At 52.0% G+C, this 21608-nt stretch carries 22 protein-coding genes and 1 pseudogene; 10 read left to right on the top strand and 13 right to left on the bottom strand.

All coding sequences use genetic code 11. From position 1 onward, the window contains the following. Positions 1-33: 33 nt before the first annotated feature. The 3 genes and pseudogenes from ttcA to QNN88_RS00785 form a co-directional block, all read right to left on the bottom strand. Positions 34-969, bottom strand: a complete 936-nt coding sequence (gene ttcA / locus QNN88_RS00795; RefSeq protein WP_414238558.1) for a tRNA 2-thiocytidine(32) synthetase TtcA — start codon at positions 967-969, stop codon at positions 34-36. Between the two features lie 113 nt (positions 970-1082). Beyond that, positions 1083-1224 (bottom strand): annotated as a pseudogene (locus QNN88_RS00790) (site-specific integrase); the annotation flags it as partial. A 25-nt stretch (positions 1225-1249) separates the two neighbouring features. Next, the gene (locus QNN88_RS00785; protein WP_414238557.1) at positions 1250-1642 is read right to left on the bottom strand and encodes a YdeI family stress tolerance OB fold protein; all 393 of its coding nucleotides are present in this window, start codon (positions 1640-1642) and stop codon (positions 1250-1252) included. 140 nt (positions 1643-1782) lie between these two features. Between QNN88_RS00785 and QNN88_RS00780 the strand changes: the two genes are divergently transcribed. From QNN88_RS00780 to QNN88_RS00770, 3 genes are read left to right on the top strand one after another with little or no spacing between them, the layout of a single operon-like run. Further along, the gene (locus QNN88_RS00780; protein ID WP_414238556.1) at positions 1783-2286 is read left to right on the top strand and encodes a hypothetical protein; all 504 of its coding nucleotides are present in this window, start codon (positions 1783-1785) and stop codon (positions 2284-2286) included. 9 nt (positions 2287-2295) lie between these two features. Then, on the top strand, positions 2296-2742 hold the full coding sequence (locus tag QNN88_RS00775) for a DUF421 domain-containing protein (RefSeq protein ID WP_414238555.1): 447 nt from the start codon (positions 2296-2298) through the stop codon (positions 2740-2742). A gap of 11 nt (positions 2743-2753) precedes the next feature. Next, positions 2754-3272, top strand: a complete 519-nt coding sequence (locus QNN88_RS00770; RefSeq protein WP_414239329.1) for a 2-oxo-tetronate isomerase — start codon at positions 2754-2756, stop codon at positions 3270-3272. Between the two features lie 34 nt (positions 3273-3306). Here the strand turns inward: QNN88_RS00770 and cydB are convergent, their stop codons facing one another. The 4 genes from cydB to QNN88_RS00750 all read right to left on the bottom strand — a co-directional run bounded on the left by cydB (position 3307) and on the right by QNN88_RS00750 (position 6584). After that, the gene (gene cydB / locus QNN88_RS00765) at positions 3307-4317 is read right to left on the bottom strand and encodes a cytochrome d ubiquinol oxidase subunit II (protein WP_414239328.1); all 1011 of its coding nucleotides are present in this window, start codon (positions 4315-4317) and stop codon (positions 3307-3309) included. Beyond that, positions 4317-5723, bottom strand: a complete 1407-nt coding sequence (locus QNN88_RS00760; RefSeq protein WP_414238554.1) for a cytochrome ubiquinol oxidase subunit I — start codon at positions 5721-5723, stop codon at positions 4317-4319. The genes cydB and QNN88_RS00760 overlap by 1 nt, the downstream gene beginning before the upstream one ends. 85 nt (positions 5724-5808) lie before the next feature. Then, positions 5809-6306, bottom strand: a complete 498-nt coding sequence (locus tag QNN88_RS00755) for a ferritin-like domain-containing protein (protein WP_414238553.1) — start codon at positions 6304-6306, stop codon at positions 5809-5811. Positions 6307-6398: 92 nt separating this feature from the next. Continuing rightward, positions 6399-6584, bottom strand: coding sequence for a general stress protein (locus QNN88_RS00750; protein ID WP_043000597.1), 186 nt, complete (start codon positions 6582-6584; stop codon positions 6399-6401). Between the two features lie 377 nt (positions 6585-6961). Here QNN88_RS00750 and QNN88_RS00745 point away from each other — a divergent pair, with 377 nt between their 5' ends. Together QNN88_RS00745 and QNN88_RS00740 are read left to right on the top strand one after the other, a co-directional pair. Further along, a complete protein-coding gene (locus QNN88_RS00745; RefSeq protein ID WP_414238552.1) occupies positions 6962-7870 on the top strand; it encodes an SDR family oxidoreductase in 909 nt (302 codons plus the stop codon). 39 nt (positions 7871-7909) lie between these two features. After that, on the top strand, positions 7910-9103 hold the full coding sequence (locus QNN88_RS00740; RefSeq protein ID WP_414238551.1) for a zinc-dependent alcohol dehydrogenase: 1194 nt from the start codon (positions 7910-7912) through the stop codon (positions 9101-9103). A gap of 70 nt (positions 9104-9173) precedes the next feature. On the opposite strand, the gene uspF is transcribed toward QNN88_RS00740, so the two are convergent. From uspF to nifJ, 4 genes are all read right to left on the bottom strand, one after another. After that, positions 9174-9608, bottom strand: coding sequence for a universal stress protein UspF (gene uspF / locus QNN88_RS00735; RefSeq protein ID WP_414238550.1), 435 nt, complete (start codon positions 9606-9608; stop codon positions 9174-9176). Between the two features lie 81 nt (positions 9609-9689). Continuing rightward, positions 9690-9902: a KTSC domain-containing protein gene (locus QNN88_RS00730; RefSeq protein ID WP_414238549.1), complete on the bottom strand. Its 213-nt coding sequence runs from the start codon at positions 9900-9902 to the stop codon at positions 9690-9692. A gap of 157 nt (positions 9903-10059) precedes the next feature. Then, the gene (gene ompC / locus QNN88_RS00725; RefSeq protein ID WP_414238548.1) at positions 10060-11184 is read right to left on the bottom strand and encodes a porin OmpC; all 1125 of its coding nucleotides are present in this window, start codon (positions 11182-11184) and stop codon (positions 10060-10062) included. 362 nt (positions 11185-11546) lie between these two features. Continuing rightward, complete coding sequence (nifJ, locus tag QNN88_RS00720) at positions 11547-15071, bottom strand: pyruvate:ferredoxin (flavodoxin) oxidoreductase (RefSeq protein ID WP_414238547.1); 3525 nt, start codon at positions 15069-15071, stop codon at positions 11547-11549. Positions 15072-15839: 768 nt separating this feature from the next. Here nifJ and QNN88_RS00715 point away from each other — a divergent pair. After that, the gene (locus QNN88_RS00715; RefSeq protein WP_414238546.1) at positions 15840-16190 is read left to right on the top strand and encodes a C40 family peptidase; all 351 of its coding nucleotides are present in this window, start codon (positions 15840-15842) and stop codon (positions 16188-16190) included. A 157-nt stretch (positions 16191-16347) separates the two neighbouring features. Further along, positions 16348-16620, top strand: a complete 273-nt coding sequence (locus QNN88_RS00710; protein ID WP_125368165.1) for a DUF333 domain-containing protein — start codon at positions 16348-16350, stop codon at positions 16618-16620. Between the two features lie 7 nt (positions 16621-16627). Here QNN88_RS00710 and hslJ read toward each other — a convergent pair whose 3' ends face one another. Together hslJ and QNN88_RS00700 are read right to left on the bottom strand one after the other, a co-directional pair. After that, entirely contained in the window at positions 16628-17050 is a 423-nt protein-coding gene (gene hslJ / locus QNN88_RS00705) for a heat shock protein HslJ (protein ID WP_414238545.1), read from the bottom strand. 110 nt (positions 17051-17160) lie between these two features. Further along, positions 17161-18150 (bottom strand): 2-hydroxyacid dehydrogenase, encoded by a 990-nt coding sequence (locus QNN88_RS00700; RefSeq protein ID WP_414238544.1) that lies wholly within the window; start codon positions 18148-18150, stop codon positions 17161-17163. A 197-nt stretch (positions 18151-18347) separates the two neighbouring features. On the opposite strand from QNN88_RS00700, the gene QNN88_RS00695 reads away from it, so the two are divergent. The 3 genes from QNN88_RS00695 to QNN88_RS00685 are packed head-to-tail and all read left to right on the top strand — an operon-like array spanning position 18348 to position 21506. Further along, positions 18348-20987, top strand: a complete 2640-nt coding sequence (locus tag QNN88_RS00695) for a YdbH family protein (protein WP_414238543.1) — start codon at positions 18348-18350, stop codon at positions 20985-20987. Further along, complete coding sequence (locus QNN88_RS00690) at positions 20984-21175, top strand: YnbE family lipoprotein (RefSeq protein ID WP_414238542.1); 192 nt, start codon at positions 20984-20986, stop codon at positions 21173-21175. The genes QNN88_RS00695 and QNN88_RS00690 overlap by 4 nt, the downstream gene beginning before the upstream one ends. A 7-nt stretch (positions 21176-21182) precedes the next feature. Next, positions 21183-21506: a YdbL family protein gene (locus tag QNN88_RS00685; protein WP_414238541.1), complete on the top strand. Its 324-nt coding sequence runs from the start codon at positions 21183-21185 to the stop codon at positions 21504-21506. Positions 21507-21608: the final 102 nt, after the last annotated feature.

Below are 21608 nucleotides of genomic sequence, written 5' to 3'. Positions count from 1 at the left end.
TGCCGGATGCGGGTGCATCCGGCACATATCCCGTTACTTCACTTCCACGACATTCAGGCGGAGTTCATCCAGTTGATTGTCGTCTTCTTCCGGCTGCCAGCCTGCAGGCTGTAGCGGGATCTCTTCGCGATCAAACGCCAGATCGCCGCCATCAATAACATCAGAACCGTGCTTAATGCCTTTGAAATCAAACAGGTTGATATCGCTCAGGTGTGAAGGCACCACGTTCTGCATGGCGCTGAACATGGTTTCAATACGGCCTGGATAACGCTTATCCCAGTCACGCAGCATATCGGCAATCACCTGGCGTTGCAGGTTCGGCTGCGAGCCGCACAAATTACAAGGGATGATAGGGAAACCTTTCGCTTCGGCAAAGCGTTCAATGTCTTTTTCACGGCAATAGGCGAGCGGGCGGATCACGATGTGCTTACCGTCATCGCTCATCAATTTCGGCGGCATCCCTTTCATTTTTCCGCCATAAAACATATTCAGGAACAATGTCTGGAGAATATCGTCACGATGATGGCCTAGCGCGATTTTGGTGGCGCCCAGCTCCGTTGCGGTACGGTAGAGAATGCCGCGGCGCAGGCGTGAACACAGAGAGCAGGTGGTTTTGCCTTCCGGGATCTTCTCTTTTACGATCCCATAGGTGTTCTCTTCAACGATTTTGTACTCGACGCCAAGCTGTTCGAGATATTCAGGCAGGATATGTTCGGGAAATCCGGGCTGTTTCTGGTCAAGGTTAACGGCCACCAGCGAAAAACTGATCGGGGCGCTTTGCTGCAAATTACGCAGGATTTCCAGCATGGTGTAGCTGTCTTTGCCGCCGGAGAGGCAGACCATAATGCGATCGCCATCTTCAATCATATTGAAATCGGCAATCGCTTCGCCGACGTTACGGCGCAGACGTTTCTGCAATTTATTCAGGTTGTACTGTTCTTTCTTCGTCGCTTGTTGATTTTCTAACATTATTTACTGTCTCGAACACCGGAAAGGGGCATGTCACGACACGCATATCAGCGTGGCAGTTTTGCGTTTCGCCTGCAGCCTGCTCGTCGTCAATACGTCGATGCAGGCTACGTTAATTCGTATACCACCTGCGTGCGTTTTATGCCCCATCGGGTTGGCTATAAAAGACGTGAACGCTTCGGTTGACCGAAGCCTACAGGCAAAAGTATGTCGCGTATGGTACGGATTACGGCGACGAATACCAGCACGTTTTACACGTCCGACAGTAAACGGCTTAAACTTATTTCTGAATTCTGTTTACGCGCACGACAGGCGGCTGCGTTTTGGTGTCCAGACTGCCGTTAATGCTGATCATATAATCGGGTTTCACGGTACGGCCATCAAAGACGGCGCGGGGAATGAGTACCGTAATGGTGCCGGTTTTATCGCGGAAAGCATATTTGTCATCACCTTGCGTATCAATCAGATTGCCGCGCAAAGAGATGGTGGCACCATCATGCAGGGTTTTGGCCTGTTCTACCGTCATGGTGCGCGCATCCTCAACCCCACGATACCCATCGTCCAGCGCATGCGGCGGCGGCGGCGCGGTGTCCTTTTTCAGCCCTCCATTATCTTCAGCAAAAGCGCCAGGGATTAAAAAACAACACAATAAGGGTGCCACAGATAATTTCATACTGCCTCCATTGGGTCGTCAACTTGACTTATTAAGTCTGGTTGCTATTTCTTAATCTGGCAAACGAGATGAGTCTTAAAGGGTAAACGCTATGCAAATCATCCCGGTGGCGAAATATAAGCGAGACGGCGGGGGCAGCGATGGACAAAGAAAATTCAAAATTGCCTGGAGTCAACGAAAGTCAGCATTTTCTGAATTTTGAAGAAAAATTTCATAAGATTGGCTTTGTGGTCCTCCTGGTTATTATCCTGCTGGCGCTGGCAGGTTTTTTTTCTGGCGGTTATTTCAGCGAGGCAGTAAAGGAAAATGCAAATAATACTGCTCATGTGGAGTATGAGCGATTTGGTCGTCTGCAGACGGAATTTAAATTAAAAATCGTGATTCCTCTCCCTCCATCACCACAGACGATTTTGCGCATTGGTGGAGATTTTAATACAGCTTATGAAACAGAAACACTCTGGCCGCGACCTGACCGCATGTACAGTCACGGCAGCGATCTTTATCTGGTCTATAACACACTTAATAATCAAAAAGATGCCACCGTCTGGCTGCGGGTGATGCCGATAAAACCGGGTTATCCGCAGAGTGTTGTACAGTTGAATCACGAGCCTGAAATTCATTTCAGACAGTTTATTTATCCGTAGGGGGTGGGTATGGAAATGGTCTTGCGGGCACTCGCTATTTACCTTGTTTTACTGGTGGTGTTTAAAATCGTCGGACGCCGCGCCTTGCTACAAATGACCAGTTTTGACCTCATTTTATTATTAATTATCAGCGAAGCGACACAACAAGCCCTGTTAGGCAATGATTTTTCTGTCACCGGTGCGACGCTGACAATTATTACCCTGGTCATTGTGGATATGCTGTTTGGTTTAATTAAGAAAAAGATCAACGGTGCTGAATCTGCACTGGACGGTTCTCCGGTTATTTTGCTCGAGCATGGCGTTCCGTTAACCGGGAAGATGAAAAAAGTTGACGTGTCTCTGGATGATATCCTGGTCGCGGCGCGACAGAATCAGGGCATTACGGATCCCGCAAAAATTAAATACGCCATTCTGGAGCGTAATGGTCATATTTCCGTTATTCCTGATGAAAGTTAAGGAGAAGAATGATGAATGAAACAGCCTATAATGAAGCGAAAACTACCGGCGAACTTACGAAACAGCTAGCCAATGTGTTCATTGACCGCGGGCTATCGTTAACCACTGCAGAATCCTGCACGGGCGGTAATCTGGCGACGGCACTCTGCGCGGAATCCGATACCGCCGCCTTTTATGATATTGGCGTTATCACCTTTAGCGACAGTGCGAAGCAGACACTGCTCGGCGTACAGGCCAGTACGCTGGAAAAATATACCGCGGTGAGCGAACAGACGGTCAAAGAGATGTCTATCGGCATACGCGAGCGTGCCGGAACCGATATCAGCATTGCCATCAGCGGCTATGCCGGTCCGGACGGTGGGGAAGACGGAACGCCCGTCGGAACGGTCTGGTTTGCCTGGAATCTCCGCGGGGAGATTGTCACGAAACGCGAGCTTTTTTCTGGCGAGTGTCAGGATGTTATTGAAAAAGCAGTCCGTTTCAGCCTTGCGGTGTTGCTGGAAGAAGTCTCGGCCTGGGAGGGGCGCTGACCCCGGAGATCAATAACACTCTGCAATCTGGCGCTCAATGATAGCCTTCTCCCCCGGAGACCTTGCCACGGAAGACAAAGTAGCTCCAGGCGGTGTACATCAAAATGGCCGGGATAATCAGCAGGGTCCCCACCAGCATAAACAGTTGACTGGCAGGCGGTGCTGCCGCCTCCCACAGCGTGATATGCGGTGGGATAATATGCGGCCATAAGCTGATGCCCAGTCCGCTGAAGCCGAGGAAAATCAAACCCAGCGTCAGAATAAATGGCCGCGCGTGGCTGTTCACCTCTGCGCTTAGTCGCCAGATCCACAGGCTCAATACCAGCACGAGAACAGGCACCGGGACAAACCAGAAGAAATTGGGCAGGGTAAACCACCGTTCGGCGATAGCGGGCCAGCCGAGAGGCGTCCAGACGCTCACCACCGCGATAACTCCCAACAGGGCGAGGAGGACTTTACGGGTCAGGACGCGCATTCGCGATTGCAGCGAACCCTCGCTTTTCATAATCAGCCAACTGGTGCCGAGCAGCAGATAGGCGACGATCAGGCCGATGCCGCAAAAGAGGTTGAAAGGGGTGAGCCAGTCCAGCGCTGAACCGGCAAAACGGCGTTCTGTCACCTCGAAGCCGTTAATCACCGCGCCCACCACAATGCCCTGGCTGAATGTTGCGAGCAGCGAACCGCCGGCAAAGGCGTAATCCCAGAACGGCCGGTGGGAAGGCGTCGCCTTAAAGCGAAACTCAAAGGCCACGCCACGGAAAATCAGGCCGATAAGCATCATTGTCAGCGGAATCGCCAGTGCGTCGGTGATCACCGCATAGGCCAGCGGGAAGGCGCCAAAAAGGCCCGCGCCACCGAGCACCAGCCAGGTTTCATTACCGTCCCAGACGGGGGCCACGCTGTTTACCATCACGTCACGTTCATCGGCGTCGTGGACCACGCTGAACAACATCCCAATGCCTAAATCGAAGCCATCCATCACGATGTACATCAGCGTGGCAAAGATAATGATGACAAACCAAATTACGGTGATATCGATGCCCATCACGCTTTCTCCTCTTCATCCGTCACCGGTTCTGCCGCTGAAAGAGGGCGAGCCGGCGTGCCATCCGTTTGTGACGTCAGTTCACTGACAGGTTGGGGACCTTTGCGAATGAGCCTGAAAATGTAGTAATAGCCCACGCCAAAAACAGCACAGTAGACGATGATAAAGACCAGCAAGCTGATGACCATTTGCGTCGTACTGTGTAATGACACCGCATCGCGGGTGCGTAAGAATCCGTAGATCACCCAAGGCTGACGTCCTGCTTCCGTCGTGACCCAACCCGCCAGCAGCGCCAGTAATCCGGCAGGGCCCATCCCAAGCGCAAACCACAGGAACGGGCGAGACTGATACAGGCGCTGGCGCCAGCGCAACCAGACACTACAGAGACCCAGCGCAATCATCAGTAAACCAATCCCCACCATGATACGAAACGACCAGAAGACAACAGGGGAGTTAGGGCGATCTTCTTTGGGATAATCCTTCAGGGCAGGAACCTGTTTATCCAGGCTGTGGGTCAGGATCAGGCTACCCAGCGCGGGGATCTCCAGACCGTATTTCGTGCGCTCCTCCTCCATATCCGGCATGCCGAACAGCAAGAGCGGCGTTGCCTCGCCGGGCGTGTTTTCCCAGTGACCTTCAATAGCCGCGATTTTAACCGGCTGATGCTCAAGAGTGTTGAGACCGTGCATATCACCGACCATCGCCTGAATCGGCGCGACGATCAACGCCATCCACATTGCCATGGAAAACATTTTGCGGATGGCCGGCGTGTCGTTGCCGCGAAGTAAATGCCAGGCGGCAGAGGCTCCCACAAACATCGCGCTACTCAGGAAGGCGGCGATTGACATATGGAACAGACGATACGGAAATGACGGGTTGAAAATGATCGCCATCCAGTCCTGCGGAATGACGTGACCGTTTTCAATGCTGAAACCTTGCGGTGTCTGCATCCAGCTGTTTGACGCGAGGATCCAGAAGGTGGACATCAGCGTTCCCAACGCCACCATGCAGGTGGTGAAAAAATGCAGCGCCGGAGAAACTCTGTTCCAGCCAAACAGCATCACGCCCAGAAAACCCGCCTCCAGGAAGAAGGCAGTGAGTACTTCGTATAGCAGCAGTGGCCCGGTAATACTGCCGGCAAACTGGGAAAATCCGCTCCAGTTTGTGCCGAACTGGTAGGCCATCACCAGACCGGAAACGACGCCCATACCAAAATTGACGGCAAAGATTTTGAGCCAGAAGTTATAAAGCGAACGCCAGAGGTGGTCGTGCGTGCGCAGCCACATTCCTTCCAGTACCACCAGATAGCTGGCCAGCCCGATGGTAATCGCCGGGAAAAGAATGTGAAAAGAGACTGTGAAGGCAAACTGAAAACGGGCCAGATGAAAAGCATCAAGTTCAGGCACGGTATGCTACCCCATGACAAAGCTCTGCCGTAAGCAGAGCGCGACGAAACTGTTTTTTCTTCCCCACCGATAACTTCGGGCGCAGTTATCGTTTCTGCGCACTTTTATTGATATTGCTGACCGCCAGGTCAGTTAATTTCAGATCGGTTTCTTTTTCTTCTTCAAGCGTTTCCGCCAGAAGTTTTACCGCGGCGGTATAGCCTAACTGTTCGGCGAGAGTTACCAACGTGCCGTAACTGGCAATTTCATAATGCTCAACTTTTTGGGCGGCAGCAATTAACGCAGCATCACGAACTTCATTTTTTTCTGTACTTTCGATGACCTCATTGGCTTCTTCAATTAAACCTTCCATCGCCACGCATTTCATGCGTTTAATCTTAATTTTCGGCTCCTGTTCGATTATCTGGTCTATACGTGCAATTTGCCCCTGCGTTTCATCCAGGTGCGCATTAAATGCGGCGCTGAGTTTTTCGTCAGAGGCCGCTCGGGCCAGTTTCGCCAGACCACGGGTTAATTGTTTTTCCGCGCTGTAGGTGTCTGAAAGTAAATGGATGAAAACATCCTCAAGGGTTTTCATATTCATAAAATCCTCTCCTGGCTCAGAAAAAATAACTGCGAGTCTACAGACAGACCCGCAGGACACTTTATTTATTAAAGGCTAAAGCAGATTGACACTCAGGAGTTATCAGACTTACGTCCGCCACTATGGCTGTTCTGACCGCCTTTTTTTCCTGCTTCAGATGCACGCTGCGGATCGTTTTTGAAGTTCCCGCCGCTGTGTTGACCGCCTTTTTTACCCGCTTCAGATGCTTTATCACGGTCTTCTGCGAAATTACCGGAACCACCACGATGCTCTGCCATATCTCACCTCTTGTATATCGGTTATGTCAGTCAGATACAAAAATGTAATTTGTATCCGTCGTTGTTCAGGGCTTAAAGTTAGCGGCTATCCGCGAGGAGTCAAATTTACACAAAACATCAGAAAAAACCGACCGGTTACTTTTCAATATATTATCGTAATGACCCGTTTCGCTTATTTTACGATGGTTTGTAAATATTTGTTCGTAACTGACTGAGCGCAGAGTGGTTAAAAAAATAGTCTTCAGAATAAACCTGTATTCAGTAAGGGACTCAGCTTGAATGACCGAAAATTAATCAGTCAGACGGTTTGAAGAACCTTATCGACAATTTTGTTCTACGCTTAAAAGTCCTTAGGAAAAATAATGAGAGGTAAACGCATGGCTGACCAGAATAATCAAAAGCAGATCACCAATAAAACGCATTCTGAGCATTTTCCGGCTCCGCCATTTCCGCACCAAAAACAACCTTTTCCAGGACTTGCCGGCAAAATGCAGCCCCGTCCCGATCACGGTGAAGAGAGTTATCAAGGGAGTGGCAGGCTTAACGGCAAGAAAGTCTTAATTACCGGGGGCGATTCCGGTATTGGTCGCGCGGTGGCGATTGCTTATGCGCGGGAAGGCGCCGATGTGGCGATTAATTATTTGCCCGACGAAGAAGAAGATGCCCGTGAAGTGGTTGAACTGATTAAAAAAGCGGGCAGGAACGTGGCCGCGATCCCGGGTGATATCCGCGATGAAACTTTCTGCCAGACGCTGGTTAACCAGGCGGTAGACGCGTTAGGCGGGCTGGATATCCTGGTGAATAACGCAGGGCGCCAGCAGTTCTGTGAGTCAATTGAAGATCTCACTACCGAAGCGTTTGATGCCACATTCAAGACCAATGTATACGCGACTTTCTGGATAACGAAGGCTGCACTTCGTCACCTCTCGTCGGGCAGTGTGATCATCAACACCACCTCAGTCCAGGCGTACGAACCGAGCGATATCCTGCTGGATTATGCGCAGACCAAAGCGGCTCTCGCCGTCTTCACCAAATCGCTGGCGAAACAGCTGGCGCCGAAGGGGATTCGGGTCAACGCCGTCGCGCCGGGACCCTACTGGACGGTGTTGCAGTGCTGCGGCGGTCAGCCACAGGAAAAAATCGAGAAATTTGGCGCGCAGTCCCCGCTTGGCCGACCCGGTCAACCGGCGGAGATCGCGCCGCTGTATGTCACGCTGGCTGCTCCAGAGAACAGTTACACGTCGGGTCAGGTCTGGTGTTCTGACGGTGGCACCGGAACCTTATAACGCGCTGTTTGCCAGCCACTGACGACAGGAGAAATGTGAATGAAAGCACTCACTTATCATGGCCCGCATCATGTTAGCGTTGATTCTGTGCCCGATCCGGGTCTCGAGGCGCCGGACGATATTATCCTTCGCGTGACCGCCACCGCCATTTGCGGATCGGATTTGCATCTCTATCGCGGCAAAATCCCCGGTACGCATCATGGCGATATTTTTGGTCATGAGTTTATGGGCGAAGTGGTGGAGACCGGTCCGGAGGTGACGGCAGTCAGTAAAGGCGATCGCGTGGTGATACCCTTTGTGATCGCCTGCGGTGAGTGCTTTTTCTGTCATTTGCATCAATATGCCGCCTGTGAAAATACCAACAGCGGCAAAGGTGCTGCACTGAACCGTAAGAACATCACGCCTCCCGCCGCGCTGTTTGGCTACAGCGATCTCTACGGTGGGATCCCCGGCGGGCAGGCAGAATATGTCCGCGTTCCAAAGGCGAATGCCGGCCCCTTCAAAGTGCCGGATACACTGCCGGATGAAAAGGTGCTTTTTCTGTCAGATATTTTGCCAACAGCGTGGCAAGCGGTGAAGAATGCCGACATTAAACAGGGTTCAAGCGTGGCTATCTTTGGCGCGGGCCCGGTGGGATTACTCTGCGCCGCTTGTGCCCGACTGAACGGTGCGGAGCAAATTTTTATCATTGACCATAACGACTACCGGCTCGAGTTTGCGCATCAGCGTTACGGCGCTATCCCGATTAATTTTGATAAAAACGACGATCCGGCCGAGTGGATCATTGATAACACGTCCGGACACCGCGGTGTGGATGCGGTGATTGATGCTGTTGGTTTTGAGGCGAAGGGCAGCCTGACAGAAACCGTGCTGAGCACGTTGAAAATTGAAGGCAGCAGCGGTAAAGCGCTCCGGCAATGTATTGCCGCCGTGCGCCGCGGTGGTATCGTCAGCGTGCCTGGCGTGTATGCCGGTTTTATTCACGGATTCATGTTTGGCGATGCCTTCGACAAAGGACTGACCTTCAAAATGGGTCAGACTCACGTTCATGCATATCTGCCGGACCTGCTCAGTCTCATTGAACAGGGACTACTGACACCGGAGGAAATCGTGACTCACCATATGCCACTTGAAGAGGCCGCGCGGGGTTATGAGATATTTGAAAAGCGTGAAGAGGCGTGTCGAAAAGTGATTCTGGTGCCTGGTATGACGCAAGGAAAGGCCACCGTCTGAGCGTGGATACAGCAGCAACACCGGTTAAGGCACAATTAAAAAGCCCGCAGCGATGTGCGGGCTGAAAATATTAGCGTACGACCAGAACGGAACACTCTGCGTGGCGTACCACGGCAGCCGCGTTCGACCCTAACAGATAGGTGGTAATGTCCGGACGGTGTGATGCGATAATCACCATATCCGCAGGCAGTTTTTTCGCCATTTCCAGAATCTTATCTTTCGGCGAACCTTCCTCTATATGAATCTGTACTCTGTCTGCAGGGATGCTGAACTTCTTGATGATCTCTTCCAGTTGAGATTTTGCTTCGGCTTTCAGATCGTCCATGGCAGGCAACTCCGCAGAGTAGGCCAGGCCCAGTGCAGAATAGTAAGGCAGAGATGGGATGACGGTCAGGAAATGAACCTGTGCATCGTCAATTTTTGCCTCGGCTTCGACATGATTAATCACACGTTGAGTTAATTCTGAGTCTGAAATATCGATGGGTACAAGAATTGTTCTGTTCATTAAACCTCCTGTTTGAGTATCCCTATAAAGTGTAACGTCTTATCGCCGGGGCAGTACAATGACAAAGATCACAATTCGACATTATTTGCTTTTGATTTCCGGGTATTTATCCTTAATCACACCGTCATAAAATCGGCCTTTTGAGACCACAGAAAGGAAATTTTGGTATATACGCGCAGGGACACCGCGATACTGGATAACGCCCGTCTGGTAGAAACGAATTTCAAGCGTAGAGGATTTCTCGTCATAGCCGACGGAGGCAATTCGTGATGATTTTACAGGCTGGTGATTCATGGCGGGCATCCTCGGCGGCAGGGCATACAACGAATATATCATTTAACCCACGGGGATTTTAGTCTCTCTGATATCGTGTTTTGTTATAGGTAAAACGAATAGGTTATGACCGCGAGGAAAAGGACAGAAGCCCGCCGTTGCCAGCGGGCTGAAGATCTTAGAACTGATAGACCAAACCGAGTGCGACGACATCATCGGTATTAATATTGTTACGAGAATAGAAGTTGTCGTCGTTATCCAGCAGGTTGATTTTATAATCAACGTAGGTGGACATATTCTTGTTGAAGTAGTAAGTCGCGCCAACATCCGCGTATTTCACCAGATCTTTGCTGTCGTCATTGCCCTGACCGGTCAGATCTTTACCTTTTGACATCAGGAAGGACACCGCCGGACGCAGTCCGAAGTCGAACTGGTATTGCGCAGTGACTTCAAAGTTCTGGGTTTTGTTTGCAACGCCGTCATCACCATACGGGGTCATGTTACGGGTTTCAGAGTACATGGTAGCCAGATAAATGTCGTTGGCATCATATTTCAGACCCGCCGTCCATGCATCCGCCTTATCACCGCCCGCGACACGACCACCAGCATTGACTTGCTCGTTGGTACGGTCGGAGGTGGTATAGGCTGCACCGAAGCTAAAGCCCATCCCGAAGTCATAGGTTGAAGAGATACCGAAACCGTCGCCGTTGGAGTTCTGGACGGTGCGATCGCCGCCGTTGCCGGTGCCTTCCTGTTCATTGGTGATTTGATCTTCGTTGGCACCCTGATACTGCAGCGCGAAGTTCAGACCGTTTACCAGACCGAAGAAGTCCGTGTTACGGTAGGTGGCAACACCGTTGGTGCGGCCTACCATAAAGTTATCGGAATAGGTGTAGGAGTCACCGCCGAATTCAGGCAGCATATCGGTCCAGCCTTCCACGTCATACATAACGCCGTAGTTACGACCGTAGTCGAATGAACCGTACTCACCAAATTTCAGGCCAGCAAAACCAAGACGGGTAAAGCTGTTGCCGTGATCGCCTTCGGTGGTATTCGCGTTAACCTGATATTCCCACTGGCCATAACCGGTCAGTTGGTCATTAATTTGTGTTTCACCTTTAAAACCCATACGAACATAAGTTTGATCGCCATCACTGTTGGCATTATCAGAAAAATAATGCAGACCATCAACTTTGCCATAGAGATCTAATTTGTTGCCGTCTTTATTATAAACTTCAGCAGCATGAGCTGCGCCTGCTGCTAACAGGGCAGGGATGACAAGGGCCAGTACTTTTCTTTTCATCGCAATAATCCTTTAGTTTTATATTTAGCTTTCACTCCCTCTGTTGGGGAGTAAAAACATGCTAAAGGAGAAGTTCCGTAAAGAGATAAGTATCAATTGTTACGTCTTAAGTGAAACCTTAAATAAATAATTCTGGTGAAATGACAATAATTTGGGTGAATATAATTGCATAAAATATATAAAATAAAAATTATACAAAATAAAAATGATGCGATATTCTGCGCGGGTTATATGCCTTTATTGTCACGTACTGCTTTTTTGTTGGTCTACTGTACGACGTGCTGATTTGCCAACACTTATAATGACAAGCCCGAACAGATGTTCGGGCTTTTTTTCAGGCAGTGATAAGGCGTACAGCCAGCTTAGTCGGTACTACTCTTCTCTGCTTTACCAGCCAGCTGCGCCAGGAAGTCATAGCGTTTTTGCAGATCCGCCGCGGCGTCTTTCCATAACTGCTCAGCCACTTCTGGTTGTTGTGCATTCAGGCGACGGAAACGCTGCTCATTGAGCAATGTCTCAGCGAGTGCATCTGACGGCGGGCGAGAGTCCAGCGCCAGCGGTAATTTCCCTTCAGCTTCGCGGCGCGGATCAAAGCGGTAAAGCGGCCAGAAGCCGGTCGCCGTCAACTGGCGCATCTGATCGTGACTCAGCGCGAGATCATAGCCGTGCTCTTCGCAAGGGCTGTAGGCGATGATCAGCGACGGGCCAGGATACGCTTCTGCTTCCTGAATCGCCTTCACGGTCTGGTTGAGTTGTGCCCCGAGCGAAATCTGTGCGACATAGACATGACCGTACATCATCATACTGACGCCCAGATCTTTGCGCGCTTTACGCTTACCGTGCTCACCGAATTTCGTTACCGCACCGAGCGGCGTGGCTTTTGACGCCTGCCCGCCGGTATTGGAATAGCACTGCGTATCCAGCACCAGAATATTGACGTTTTCCGTCAGACTCATCACATGATCAAGTCCGCCAAAGCCAATATCGTAAGCCCAGCCGTCACCCCCAATCAGCCAGATGGATTTTTCAACCAGCGCATCGGCATCGGTGAGTAGTTCCCGCGCACCCTCAACATCCTTCAGATGCTGACGCAGCGCGGCAACCTGTTCACGACGCACTTCTGGTGTCGCTTCTGCATGTAGCGCATCGTTAAGCTCGGCCGGGATCCGGTCGGCAAACTGTGCGAGCAGGCGCAGCACGCGGGCCCGGTGTTGATCGACCGTCAGGCGAAAGCCCAGACCAAATTCTGCGTTATCCTCAAACAGGGAGTTCGCCCACGCGGGGCCGCGTCCATTAGCATCGGTCGTGTACGGCGTGGAAGGCAGGTTACCGCCGTAAATAGACGAACAACCGGTAGCGTTAGCGATCAGCATTCTGTCGCCATAGAGCTGGGTCAGTAACTTAATATACGGTGTTTCACCACAGCCGGAACAGGCACCGGAATACTCAAACAGCGGTGTAATCAACTGCGACGTACGGATATCGATGCGCTCAAGTTTGCTGCGGTCAATTTCCGGCAGATTGAGGAAGAAGTCATAATTCACTTTCTCTTCTTCTACATGTTCAAGGCGGGACATCATATTGATGGCCTTGATGTCCGGATTTTGTCGGTCTTTCGCCGGGCACACTTCCACGCACAGATTACAACCGGTGCAGTCTTCCGGTGCAACCTGCAGAACGTATTTCTGTCCGCGCATATCGCGCGATTTCACATCCAGTGAATGCAGGCTGGAGGGGGCGCTTTCCATCGTGTCCGGCGAAACCACTTTGGCACGAATGGCCGAGTGCGGGCAGGCGGCAACGCAGTGGTTACACTGGGTGCAAAGCTCCTCTTTCCAGATGGGAATCGCCTCGGCGATGTTGCGTTTTTCCCAGCGCGTGGTGCCCATCGGCCAGGTGCCGTCCGGCGGCAGCGCGGAGACGGGAAGGGCGTCGCCAAGACCCGCGAGCATGGCTGCGGTGACGGTTTTCACAAAATCAGGCGCGGCGTCAGACACCACCGGCGGACGGTTGGCGCTGTGCGGATCCACCGACTGCAGCGGCACTGCGGCGATGGATTCCCGCGCCAGCGCCAGTGCCTGCCAGTTACGCTCCACCAGATCCTGGCCTTTGCTGCTGTAGCTTTTGGCGATCGCTCCCTGAAGCTCAGCCAGCGCGCTGTCGCCCGGCAGAATTTGAGTCAGATGAAAAAACGCCATCTGCATGACGGTATTAATACGTGCGGCCAGCCCACACTCACGGGCGATTTTCGCTGCATTTATGACGTAAAAACGCGCTTTCTTCTGGTTCAGTACCGCCTGAACTTCCTGCGGCAGCCGCGACCAGACCTCTTCGGCGGGATATGGCGTATTCAGCAGGAAAATGCCACCAGGCTTCAGACGCTCGGCCATCAGGTACTTGTCAATAAACTGAAGCTGGTGGCAGCCAACGAAATCGGCCTGTGAGACCAGGTAAGCAGAGCGGATCGGCTGTTCACTCACGCGCAGGTGAGAAACCGTCAGACCACCGGCCTTTTTGGAGTCATACACAAAGTAACCCTGGGCATACCAGGGCGTCGAATTACCGATGATCTTGATGTTGTTTTTGGTTGCTGAAACGCTGCCGTCGCTGCCCAGACCGTAAAACAGCGCCTCCAGTTTGGCGGTCGTGGGTAAGGTGTTGTCCGGCAACGGCAGCGACAGGTTAGTCACATCATCGTAGATACCGACGGTAAAGCGGGGTTTGGGTTTCGTCTGGCTGAGTTCATTAAACACGGCCAGCACACAGTCCGGGCCAAACTCTTTTGATGAGAGGCCGTAGCGACCGCCAATCACGCGTGGCAATGCTTCGCGTTCACCACAGTTGAAGGCTTCCGCCAGCGCAGTCATGACGTCGAGATAGAGCGGTTCCGCCTGGGCGCCTGGCTCTTTAGTTCGATCGAGTACGGCAACCGCGCGAACGGATTCAGGCAAGGCCCGCAGCAAATGTTTAGCTGAGAAAGGGCGGAACAGACGGACTTTCAGCACCCCGACTTTCTCGCCGCGCGTCAGCAGTTCATCGACCACTTCTTCGCTGGTGCCAATAGCAGAGCCCATCAGAATGATGACCCGTTCGGCCTGCGGATGACCGTAGTATTCGAACGGCTGATACTGACGACCGGTTGCGGCAGCGAAATCATTCATCGCTTGTTCGACATGATCGTATACGGCGTCGTACCAGGGGTTAGTGGCTTCGCGGGACTGGAAGTATGTATCCGGGTTGGCTGATGTTCCCCGGATCACCGGGTGTTCCGGGTTGAGCGCCCGTGCGCGGTGCGCATCAATTTCAGCCTGCGGCATCAGGCCGCGAAGAGTGTCATCGGCCAGTGGGATGATTTTGTTGATTTCATGGGAAGTGCGGAAACCATCAAAGAAATGAATAAAAGGAACCCGGCTTTTCAGGGTCGCAATTTGCGAGATCAGCGCAAAGTCCTGCGCTTCCTGTACGCTCGCCGCGCACAGCATGGCGCAGCCGGTCTGGCGAACCGCCATGACGTCAGAATGGTCACCAAAAATGGACAGCGCGTGGGTGGCCACGGTACGGGCGGCGACATGCAGTACAAAAGGGGTCAATTGTCCCGCCAGTTTGTACAGCGTGGGGATCATCAGCAGTAATCCCTGAGAAGAAGTAAAGGAGGTGGCAAGCGCGCCGGTTTGCAGCGCCCCGTGAACGGTAGCGATAGCGCCGCCTTCCGACTGCATTTCAACAACGCGCGGCGTATCTCCCCAGACATTTTTTAGCCCGTTGCCTGCCCAGGCATCCGCCTGTTCGGCCATCGTTGAACTGGGCGTAATGGGGTAGATGGCGATAACTTCACTGGTACGAAACGCCACCGAGGCGACTGCACCATTACCGTCAATAGTAATCATATGACACCCTTACATTGCGCAAAAAAGAGGGACGCGGGAAACCACTTAGCGTCCTGATAGTTATTCTTTCAGTATAGGACTTTCCTCTATTCCCTTGAAGTTGTGCCGCTTTCGAGTGCACAAATTGACACAAGGATCGCAAAAATAGTAACCATTTTATAACTTAGCGCTAATTACCGTTTGTATATTTATTGTGTCTTTTTGTTATGCTTCAGTTATGGCTTACAGAGAAGGGGGCGAATTACCTTTACAAAGACCGATAATAATATGACCGATATAAAGTACATTATCCAAAAATGGACGGATATTTTCTTTGAGAATTTACTTAATGGATTTACGCTCTTCAACGTTATCATTACACCGTAAATTTCTTAATAAGATTTTTTAAGTTCAGTATCAGGGCATCCACATCTATACTGAGCATCATTCAGAACGGAAGTGTCTGTAAATCTTCGTTTTCTCGAATGACAATGTCAACGCAAAGACACGTTATAACAAAAATATCTCTTTTATTTATCACTATAGATAAATATTTTTCGTGCGCAAAAGGTCTGGATTTTTTTTCATTTTATTGATTGTTTTTAATAGATTATGCTTCGAATATTTCTGCTTACTTTACTTATTTCCGCCTCATCGTCGTCATTTGCTTTTGTGAAAATGCAGGCTAAAGACTGGGGATTTAATACTTCTTCTCAACTCTCTTATTCTGAAGGGCACTTTTCGCAAGCGCTTGTTCCGAATAAGAAAGCACAACTTAAGCAACGCATTATGAGTGAATTTGCGGTGTGGAGAGGAACGGATTACCGCCTGGGGGGCGACAGCCGCAACGGTATTGATTGCTCCGCCTTCACTCGCCGAATCATCGCGTCGGTTATCCATCAGCGCCTGCCGCGTACTGCACAGGAGCAAAGTCATATGGGGCAGAGGGTCAATCAGCGTGAGTTGAGGGTCGGCGATCTGGTGTTCTTTAAGACCGAGCCGAACGTGCATCATGTCGGCGTCTACATCGGCAATGATTCTTTTATTCATGCCTCCAGTTCACAAGGCGTGACAATGTCACATCTGTCGAATCGATACTGGCAGGCTCACTATCTGACCGCGCGTCGGGTAAGCGCTTAACGGCGGAACAGGTCCGCGGGATCAAAAACGAAGTGAAAAAATGCAATAAAATGCGACAGGGTCGCATAATTGCGCGTTTTGACTCTCGACGCGGCGAATTCGGATGCCTATTATTAGTGCGGCTTGTTTTACGCTTACAGAATATGAGGGGAGTCAAATGCGCGCAGCGTTTTGGGTAGGATGTGCCGCGTTATTGTTGTCGGCTTGCAGCAGTGACAATGAACCTGTTCAGCAGGCGACGGCAGCACATGTCGCACCGGGTTTAAAAGCAGCGATGACCAGTTCTGGTGAAGCCAATTGCGCCATGATTGGCGGTTCACTTTCCGTTGCTCGCCAACTGGATGGATCGGCAATCGGCATGTGCGCGCTTCCCAACGGCAAACGTTGCAGCGAGCAATCCCTCGCCGCGGGAAGCTGTGGTAGCTACTAAGCGCGCATTACTGCATTAAATCAGCAAGCTTATAGCTTAACGTGTGTTCCGCAGTGGCCAGGGTGAGCTGGTTCGCGGTCAGATCAACCTGTGCGCCCTGTTTAAGCATGGTGCTAAGGGTATTATCCAGCTCGTTGAGCGAGGGATCGGCGCACATCATCCGGGTCATCGCCATCTCTTTTACCTTCAAGGCACCCTCTGAGAGTGAAGCCTGACCGTTGAAGCGATTGCACATATTGCCCGAGATCATCATCTTTTCACCAAAGCTCAGCTCAAGCGGCTGGCCTGCCGTGTTGACGGGTTTGCCGTCTACACTCTCCAGAACAAAGCGGTGATGCTGTAATTGCTCACGACTGACGGACACTTTTCCATTGCTTACACATCCTGCTACCAGCAGGCTCAGCGCAGCCAGCGCTATGACCTTCTTCATGTTAACTCTCTGCATTTAAACGTAATCGCCACTGACAGCATACCGAACTTATCACCCGTGGCTTTGGGGAAATTCTGAAATGCCCTCCTGAGAACAGGAGGGCCGGCGGATCAGAACAGGGCGTTAGGGCAGGTTTCTCCGTTCGCTAACTGCTGTAAATTCTGCAGCGTGGTCTCAGAAATACTGGTCAACGCTTCAGCGGTCAGGAAAGCCTGATGCCCGGTGAACAGGACGTTATGACAGGCCGACAGGCGACGGAAAACATCATCCTGGATAACGTCGTTCGACTTATCTTCAAAGAACAGATCGCGCTCATTTTCGTAAACGTCCATCCCCAGGGAACCAATTTTCTGATTTTTCAGCGCTTCAATCGCCGCCTGAGAATCGATCAGCGCGCCGCGACTGGTGTTGATGACCATGACGCCGTTCTTCATCTGATCAAAGGCTGCATGGTTCAGCAGGTGATAGTTTTCTGGTGTTAACGGGCAGTGCAGTGAAATCACATCGGATTCGGCAAACAGCGTCTGCAGGTCGACATATTCTACGCCGAGTTCGAGCGCAGCCGCGCTGGGGTAAGGATCAAACGCCAGCAGGCGCATCCCAAAGCCTTTCAAAATACGCAGGGCAGCGATGCCGATTTTCCCGGTGCCAATCACGCCTGCGGTTTTTCCGTGCATCGTAAAACCCGTTAGCCCTTCCAGCGAGAAATTGGCGTCGCGGGTGCGTTGATAAGCACGATGAATACGTCTATTCAGCGTCATCATCATGCCCACGGCGTGTTCCGCGACTGCTTCCGGAGAATAGGCCGGAACGCGAACGACCTGCAGCCCCAGCTCTTTTGCCGCATCCAGATCGACGTTATTGAAGCCCGCACAGCGCAGAGCAATATATTTAACGCCATGATTCTTCAGCTCTTCGAGAACCGGGCGGCTGCCATCATCGTTTACGAAGATACACACAGCCTCGCAGCCATGTGCGGTCTTTGCGGTTTTCTCCGTCAACAGAAAGTCAAAGAATTCAAGCTCAAAGCCAAAAGCCTCGTTAACCTGCTGCAGGTACTTCTTGTCGTACTGTTTGGTGCTGTAGACGGCGAGTTTCATAAGACTTTCTCCAGTGAGGGTGAGTCACAGTTAATTATTTCAAATTATTTTACAAAATATAAAATTTTATTGAAAGACATACCTATAATGAATAATTCTAGAGCATCTATTCTTAATCTGGGCATGTTTAATCAAACATGACACAATAGCAGCCTAATTCGGCTTAATTTTTCGCTAAATCAGGATATTAACTGCCCATGAAGGGTAAATACAAAGCCGTTCTGGCGCTACTTTTACTCGTTATCCTTATCCCGCTCACGCTTATGATGACGCTGGGGTGGTGGGTTCCGACGCTGGCAGGTATCTGGCTGCCGGTCGGGACACGCATTGCACTGGATGATAGCCCCCGATTCACGCGCCACGGTTTATCTATTCCTGAGCTCCGCTACCTGGTTGATGATTGCCAGTTAGCCCGTGTCAGTCAGGCCCGGTTGTCGCATCCCAGCCGCTGGCAACTGGATATGGGCACGCTTGAACTCGACTCCGCGTGTCTGGCAAAACTGCCGCAAACGGAACAGTCTCCTGCCGCACCACGTACGCTGGCAGAATGGCAGGCTATGTTGCCTAACACATGGATTACCATCGACAACGTCATTCTCTCCCCCTGGCAGGTGTGGCAGGGCAAACTGAACGTCTCGCTGACCTCTTCAGTCCAGCAACTTCGTTATCAGGGCGACAAGGTAAAATTTCAAGGCCAACTGCGCGGCCAGACGCTGACCGTGAGCCAACTCGATGTGATGGCTTTTGAGGGGCAACCACCGGTCAAACTGGTTGGGGAGTTCATGATGCCGCTGGTGCCGGATGGACTGCCGGTGAGTGGGCGAACTGTCGCCACACTTAGCCTGCCGCAGGAGCCATCGCTGGTCGATGCGGAACTGGAATGGCGTGAAAATGCCGGGCAGTTGATTGTCATGGCGCGGGATAATGCCGATCCGCTGCTCGATCTGCCGTGGGAACTCACGCGCCAGCAGTTAACCATCAGCGATGGTCGCTGGTCGTGGCCTTATCAGGGTTTTCCGCTGAGCGGACGTCTGGGCGTGAAAGTGGATAACTGGCAGGAGGGCACCGAGAACGCCGTGATCAGCGGACGGCTCAATGTGCTGACCCAGGGAGAAGCAGGGAAAGGCAACGCGGTGCTTTCGTTTGGTCCGGGAAAACTGAGCATGGACGACAGCGCGATGCCGCTGCAACTGACCGGTGAAGCCAAGCAGGATGATTTAATTTTCTATGCCAGACTGCCTGCCAGGTTGACCGGTAGCCTGACCGATCCGGAACTGGCATTTGAACCGGGTGCGCTGCTGCGCTCGCGCGGACGGGTTATCGATTCGCTGGATATCGACGAAATCCGCTGGCCGCTGGCGGGCGTGAAGGTCACTCAGCGTGGCGTGGACGGACGATTGCAGGCGATTCTGCGCGCTCATGAGAATCTGATGGGGGATTTCGTCCTGCACCTGGACGGTCTGGCAAATGATTTTCTGCCCGATGCGGGGCGCTGGCAGTGGCGCTACTGGGGCGAGGGCAGCTTTACGCCGATGCACGCAAAATGGGATGTGGCCGGCAAAGGCGAGTGGCATGACAACATCATTACCCTAACCGATTTGTCCACCGGCTTTGACCAGCTTCAGTACGGCACCATGAAGGTGGAGACGCCGCGCCTGGTAATGGATCAACCAGTCGAATGGGTACGTGATGCAGCGCACCCCCGGTTTAGCGGAGCGCTCTCGTTTGATGCCGGAGAAACCCATTTCTCGGGGGGAAGCGTCTTACCGCCTTCAACGCTCAAATTCAGCGTAGACGGGCGCGATCCGACTTTTTTCCAGTTCAAAGGTGATTTACATGCCGGGGCGATCGGCCCTGTCAGGCTGAACGGTCGTTGGGATGGCCTGCGTTTGCGCGGTCAGGCCTGGTGGCCAAAACAGTCGCTGGAGGTATTCCAGCCGCTGGTGCCGCCTGAATGGAAAATGAAATTACGTGAGGGCGAACTGTACGCTCAGGTGGCGTTCTCGGTGGCCGCGGAGCAGGGATTTGAGGCCGGTGGTCACGGCGTCTTAAAAGGCGGCAGCGCATGGATGCCGGATAACCAGATCAACGGCGTCGATTTCGTATTGCCGTTCCGCTTTAGTGAAGGCGCGTGGCAACTGGGGACGCGCGGGCCGGTTTCACTGCGCATTGCTGAAGTGGTCAACCAGGTGACTGCCACGAATATTACAGCCGATCTGGAGGGGGCTTACCCGTGGAGTGAAGCCGATCCGCTGCTGCTCACGGATGTAAGCGTCGATGTGCTGGGTGGCAAGGTTTCCATGCAGCAACTGCGCATGCCGCAGCACGATCCGGCGCTGGTGCGAGTGCAAAACATCTCTTCAAGCGAACTTATCAGCGCGGTGAATCCAAAGCAGTTTGCCATGTCCGGGCCGGTGAGCGGCGCGCTCCCTCTGTGGCTGAACAATGAAAAATGGATTATCAAAGACGGCTGGTTAACCAATCCCGGACCGATGACGCTGCGTATCGACAAAGACACCGCCGATGCGGTGGTGAAAGATAATATGGCGGCGGGGGCGGCCATCAACTGGTTACGGTATATGGAGATTGCCCACTCATGGACCAAAATCAATTTAGACAATCTGGGCGTATTGACGATGCAGGCACAGGTCACCGGCAACAGTCGGGTCGATGGCAAGGTCGGCACGGTTAATCTCAATTACACCCACGAAGAGAATGTTTTTACGCTGTGGCGCAGTCTGCGCTTTGGCGACAATCTACAGGCATGGCTTGAACAAAATGCGGCGCTGCCAGATAAAACCTGTTCGAAAGGCAAGGAATGTGAGGAACCCCAATGAAAACAATGACCGCCGTGCTGGTGCTTCTCCCGCTGTTGTTAGTCACGGGCTGTACGCCGCGCATTGAAGTCGCGGCACCCAAAGAGCCCATCACTATCAATATGAACGTCAAAATTGAGCATGAGATCCATATCAAAGTGGATAAAGACGTTGAAAGCCTGCTCAAATCCCGCAGCGACTTGTTCTGAGGTGATAATGAAAAAAACCTTTATTCTGGCGACGCTGATTCTGAGTTTATTAAGTGGCAGCGCTTTCGCGCTGACGTTAAGTGAAGCCAGAAGCCAGGGCCGGGTTGGCGAAACGTACAATGGTTATCTGGTCGCACTGAAACAGGATGCGCAGACGCGGGCGTTAGTGAGTGAAATCAATAAGGCGAGAGCCGTCAGCTATCAGCAACTGGCCGAAAGCCATCAGCTTCCCGTTGACGAAGTGGCAAAAATGGCCGGACAGAAACTGGTTGAGCGGGCGAAACCCGGAGAATATGTCCAGGGCATTAACGGGAAGTGGCTGCGGAAATAATCCTTTCAAATTGTCGTCTGCGGTTTTTCTTTTTGTCGGGTGACGCGTAATAATTTGCAGGGTAAGTTTCTATACTCTCTTTTCTTACGCGCTATTCAGCAG

Origin of the sequence: Citrobacter sp. ANG330, assembly GCF_047467925.1 — a bacterium.
Taxonomy (GTDB): Bacteria; Pseudomonadota; Gammaproteobacteria; order Enterobacterales; family Enterobacteriaceae; genus Citrobacter_A; species Citrobacter_A amalonaticus_G.
The sequence above is the reverse complement of the archived record's forward strand: the minus strand, read 5'-3'. Positions and strand labels throughout refer to the sequence as shown.